The sequence below is a fragment of the Burkholderia sp. 4M9327F10 genome (assembly GCF_005503145.1).
Lineage (GTDB): Bacteria > Pseudomonadota > Gammaproteobacteria > Burkholderiales > Burkholderiaceae > Paraburkholderia.
This window is the reverse complement of the sequence record NZ_SCNV01000127.1, coordinates 1-4,811: the sequence shown is the minus strand read 5'-3', so window position 1 is coordinate 4,811 and position 4,811 is coordinate 1. Positions and strand designations below refer to the sequence as shown.

Here is a 4,811-nt window from a genome sequence, read left to right as displayed (position 1 = left end):
GTCATCCCCCAACCCGGCGTCTGTCCCCCAGCCAGCTTCGTCGTCGGCTGTTGCGCTGTCTGCCGTCGCCCTCGCCGAACTCAAGACCACCGTGCAAAACACGATCGAGCAGACGATGACGGCGCGTCGGCATTCCGTCCCCGTACGGGCGCGCGCGCCTGCCGCGCCGGCTGCGACCAATGTCTTTTACGACAATCACGGCGAAGTAACGGTCAACAATCTTGCGACCGAGCGCGGTGCGGGCGATGCCCTGCGTGTGAATGCGCGTGAAGGGACGGATTGCGCGCCGGGCAGCGCGTGCGCAACGCCACGCGCCGCGACCATTGACAGGCTCACGACCCGCACGACGACATCAGTTTCGACAACCTCGTCGGCAGCAGCATCCGCGACCTTGGGGGCTGCAGCCGGCGTATCTCGCTAGCGTGGGCGCGTGCAACAATCCGCGCAGCGCAGGGAAGCGTCGGACAGCGCACTGGCCCACGGGATTGTGATGGGTCTCGTCCTCATCGAAGGCACGCGATTCCGAAAAGCTCGTGTGCACCGCCGTGTGCGTCCTTCGCCCGACGGTTATCCGCGTACGAAGGGCCGTGGGCTGATGCAAATCCGACAATCGCTCGTCTGATCTAACGTGCGGACACTGGCCAAGCTGAGCCGGACGACCAGACATCGTGCCGGATAAAGTCCAGACTGCTACGGGAGCGTTGGATGACGGGAATCGCCTTTTGAGTCGATTACTTGACGAACCCTCGCTACCTTCTCTCCGCGTCGATCCGCTCCACTTCACCTTGCCAGTGCTTTTCTTGGTCGGCGTCATTGGCATTCATCGCGCGAAGCACGTTATTCACCGCCTCTATCTTGGCTCGCCTCAAGTTCGCCTTGACGCGAAGCGTTTCATAATCGCCATAGTCCACGGATTTATAGGCTCCACCCAACACTGAGTGTGCATAGATTCTGTACATCTCAGTGGCGATGATGGCTGCCTGCTCGCCATCCATGCCTTCGCTTTCCAACGCGAGTACAAACGCATGCGTGTCCATTGAACATCCTTATCGCAGTTCATTCAGTTCGGCAGGTGACACCAACACAGCCCACTCCCATGTCGCGGAACCTGCGGGCCATTTTGACGTCCACGTCCTTCCCCAAAAGGAGGATTGCATACCAACCCTGACAGCCTTAAATGTATCCATGATCGAACACACATCGTCATAGCGAAGCCAGCCGCTCTGTCGGTGAATGCGCACCAGCCCTGAATGCGGGCGGCCCCACTGAAGTCTTTATATGGGCGCGTGACGGGCCGACGCCACTCTGGCAGCCGGAACACCGTCTGCATCTCGGCACAGAACTGCCCCAGCTCGTTCAGCGCTTCATCTAAACGGCCCCGGATCTCCTTCTTCATTCGGGATCACTTCCAGATGTGTAAAAGGATGCCCATGGCGAGCCCGATAGCGACCGCAGCGGACCAGATTTGGTTGCGCAGGCCGGACACGGCAATGGTCAAGTCCTGCTTCGTCGCAAGCTGGTCGATCGAGGTCCCCTCGTTGATGCACTCGGCCAACGCTTCAGCCGCTTCCTGGGTCATGCCGCCCTTGGTTTGCATGCGCCGTGCAAATTTGAGAGTGTCGATCATGCTCTTCTCCGTTGTGTCAGCTAACAGCAGGGTGGTCTCACAGACCAGGCTGCCGTGCCAGCGCGACTGCTTGGTTGATGCGGTGGATCGTGTCGGCATGCGTGCTGCGGAAATACAGGCTGGTGTCCTGGTGCTCGCCGAACACCGTGACGATCGCACGGGCTTCATCAAGCGTGAAGACGGCCTGCAAGCGGTTGCGAGCGTTGCGAGCTTCGAACGCCGGGCGGGGTAGCATCCCCTTAGCCATCCACCGGTAGAGCACCTGGAGGTCCCGGTTTAATGCCTGCGCCAGCTCGTCGATCATGACCGTTTTCGCGCTGCCACGCGCTACGCCGTTCTGCTCGATGTCGCGCGTCTTCGCGAAGGCGTCAAGCATCGGGAGATTACGCCGGCAGTCCTCGCCCTCACTCACCTCGAATCCGGCAGCGCGACGCGCTTCGAACTGCGTCTGTCGCGCGCGTTGTAAAACCTCGGTCCGATAGGTCGGGGCGTCCTGATACCGCTGGCGACGACGAGCGTTGCGTTCCTCGCCCCAGTAGCGATCCTTCTTCAAATCTGTAGGAGCCGTTGTGGTAGTTCCCATGCGCCCTCCTAGTTTGTCTGGATGCAACTATGACATAGCAATGGGACATATGTTAAATATTTCGCATACCTAATTTTTTCGCCCGGTTTCAAAATCTGTGTATTCACCTCTCCGACAACATCGCTACGCGCGCAACTACACGATTGGCTGGCAGCTAAAAGCGCATCAGTCGCCAGCCTCGAATGCGCGTGCCGCCGCCAAACCCGTTATAGGGGCGCGTGACGAGCCGGTGCCATTGGGGCAACCGGAACACCGTCTGCGACCTATCAAAGATAAGGGTGACGAACTGGAAACGATGCACGACGGGCTCTATGTCATTCGCACCTCCCAACTGTCAGCCCATGTCATGCGATGTCTTGTGAGGTTTGCTATAGGCAGCCACCGCTCACGCACATCGGTAAACGAATCTAGGCTTGCATGCGTGTTCTTAAGAGCGTGCAACCGGTTTCAAAATCCGCATAAAAAAGACGGCAACGCTCATTTGAGATGTCATAGATGACTGTGAGCGGTGAGACCATCGCTCCAGTTCTTAGCCCGCCCCAAGATTCCATATCGGCGTTGCGTCGACGCCAAGGTCTTCGATTATCAAGCGCGCCGCTACCAACAATTCGACTCGATCATGGGTAGACAGATTCCCTAAGAAGCTTCTGACGTAGCGCGACGCGTCGGACAGCGCCCTATCGCCACAAGCCTGCCCCTGCTCCGCTCGCCAGCGGACGCTATCGAGAAACTGAGTGCGTGCTTCTCGCGGAAGCCGGGCACTGACGAGATAGCTGCGTGCTTCACTCGTCGTCAGTTGAATTCGCTTGAACTCAATCCCGAGGAATTCAATCCCGTCTCGTAAGTCACGCGGCTCTTCCCAGTCGATTCGCAAGGGCCCCGCCGGATGCCTTTCAAAAAACTGCTGAAAACGGCACACTTGTGCACTCACATCGTCTTGCGACTCTCCCAGCACAAACAGGTCGTCGCCGTAAGAAAACACGCGGCCAGGCGGTAACGGCGGCAACCCTGCTTCGACTAGCCAGTAAGCGACAAGCGGTGATGAGGCTGCGCCTTGTGGCAGAGCCAGCGAGGGTCCGGATGCAAACGACTCGTCACATCTCCGTAGGTAATGCTCATATCTTCGGTGGGCTCTTTCTCTCTGGTCGATTGCCTCCTTTACGTCGATTGCTACAGTGTGTTGAATGACCTTGGGCGTGAGTGGCAACACCTCGTGCGCCAAGTTAAGTCGTATGTTGTCAAAGCAGTTCCGAATATCGACCTTCGCGCAGTGAGTCAGCAGAGGGTTGTCTTTGAGCATTTGCGTGATCGTCTCCACGACGGTCGACATACCTCCGCCATACGAAGCCTGTCCGCGATACATACGAAACGAAGCCGCAGCCAGTGCCGCGTCCACCAATCGCTGACGCGTGAAACGTGCGATTCCGAACGTGTAGAACGTCCGCCAACGGCCGTCGCCTTTTGACTTGCCTCTGCGATAAAACGGCTCCAAGCAAGGGACCGAAGGATCAAGCGACTACTGCAGCATTTCGCCGCCCTCTTCCTGATCTCTCCATCGTGCGTAGAACGTCGCCTCGCGCTCGGGCAAAGTCTGAAATCGGAATGGCCCTTTGCCACCGAGCCACGTTTCGTGGAGAACATGGAAGTGGACCAAACGTGACCGCAAAAAGGTCTTCACCGCTTCCCTTAGTGCTCGCTTAGGCCGCTCGGTCGTCAGACACAATGACTCTTGCCGAACGCCCTCGATCAATTCCCCGTAGCGCTTAGCGCAACGCCGACGCCATTGTTGAAAATTAGGATCGCATCGGTAGCCATAAACCAGCGGACTGAGACCACGGTCCCGCACAAGCCTGGGAATGATACGAGGCGGTTGCCAAGTCGATCTGGCTGCATGCTGGGGAGAAAGCAACCTGTTCGCCGACGCGCCACGCGATTCCGCCGGGATGATTGTTGACCGAGTATCGGCAATGGAGCGAGGCGTGATGATCATTTGCTCACCTCATACTGAGAGACCGAGTCGCCCCCGGTGCTCAGCCGAGAGTCGATCCAGCGACCAATATCCTCCTGACGCCATGCAACCGCCCGGCGACCGATACGCACTGGAGCAGGAAAACTCCCGCTTTTGATCATGACGTAGATGGAGCTTTTGCGGAGGCCTGTAAGCCCGCAGACATCAGGCAGCCGGTAAAGACGCAGTCCGAATGGCTCCATTGTGGGAAATCGCACGGCGGCAACAAGAGGGGTGGATTTTGAAACCAGTTGCAAAACGCGGTATTCGATGCGGAGATGCACCGTGGCGTTGAACTTTGATGGGGGATGCGCGCGAACGCATTTCCGTACGTTTTCCGTACGACGGCAACAGAAAGGTTATCCTATTCGCCAACCTCCTGCTTTATATATGCTTTATGGCGCGCCCGGCTGGGATCGAACCAGCAACCCCTGCCTTCGGAGGGCAGTACTCTATCCATTGAGCTACGGGCGCTTCGACACGCGAAAGCGCCACGAAAGCAGCGCCAAAGCGAGACCGAGAGGATACCCGGTTTCCGTCAACCCGTCCACCTGCCGCCTTGACAAAGCCCCGCCCAACACCTGTCTCTTATA

General features: G+C 58.1%; 5 protein-coding genes and 1 tRNA gene. 1 reads left to right on the top strand and 5 read right to left on the bottom strand.

Annotated elements, in window-relative coordinates:
* Window positions 1–421, top strand: a 421-nt coding sequence (locus FFS45_RS42065; protein WP_171029905.1) for a hypothetical protein, incomplete at its 5' end; no start/stop codon positions are given.
* Between the two features lie 328 nt (window positions 422–749).
* Here the strand turns inward: FFS45_RS42065 and FFS45_RS41255 are convergent.
* The 5 genes from FFS45_RS41255 to FFS45_RS41230 all read right to left on the bottom strand — a co-directional run bounded on the left by FFS45_RS41255 (window position 750) and on the right by FFS45_RS41230 (window position 4,692).
* Window positions 750–1,037 carry a hypothetical protein gene (locus FFS45_RS41255; RefSeq protein ID WP_137960320.1) on the bottom strand — a complete coding sequence of 96 codons (288 nt, stop codon included), beginning with the start codon at window positions 1,035–1,037 and terminating at the stop codon, window positions 750–752.
* A gap of 365 nt (window positions 1,038–1,402) precedes the next feature.
* Window positions 1,403–1,627 carry a hypothetical protein gene (locus FFS45_RS41250; RefSeq protein WP_137960319.1) on the bottom strand — a complete coding sequence of 75 codons (225 nt, stop codon included), beginning with the start codon at window positions 1,625–1,627 and terminating at the stop codon, window positions 1,403–1,405.
* Between the two features lie 37 nt (window positions 1,628–1,664).
* Entirely contained in the window at window positions 1,665–2,210 is a 546-nt protein-coding gene (locus FFS45_RS41245) for a hypothetical protein (protein WP_137960318.1), read from the bottom strand.
* 529 nt (window positions 2,211–2,739) lie between these two features.
* Entirely contained in the window at window positions 2,740–3,540 is an 801-nt protein-coding gene (locus FFS45_RS41240; protein ID WP_171029904.1) for a reverse transcriptase domain-containing protein, read from the bottom strand.
* A 1,076-nt stretch (window positions 3,541–4,616) separates the two neighbouring features.
* Window positions 4,617–4,692 (bottom strand) — tRNA-Arg (locus FFS45_RS41230).
* Window positions 4,693–4,811: the final 119 nt, after the last annotated feature.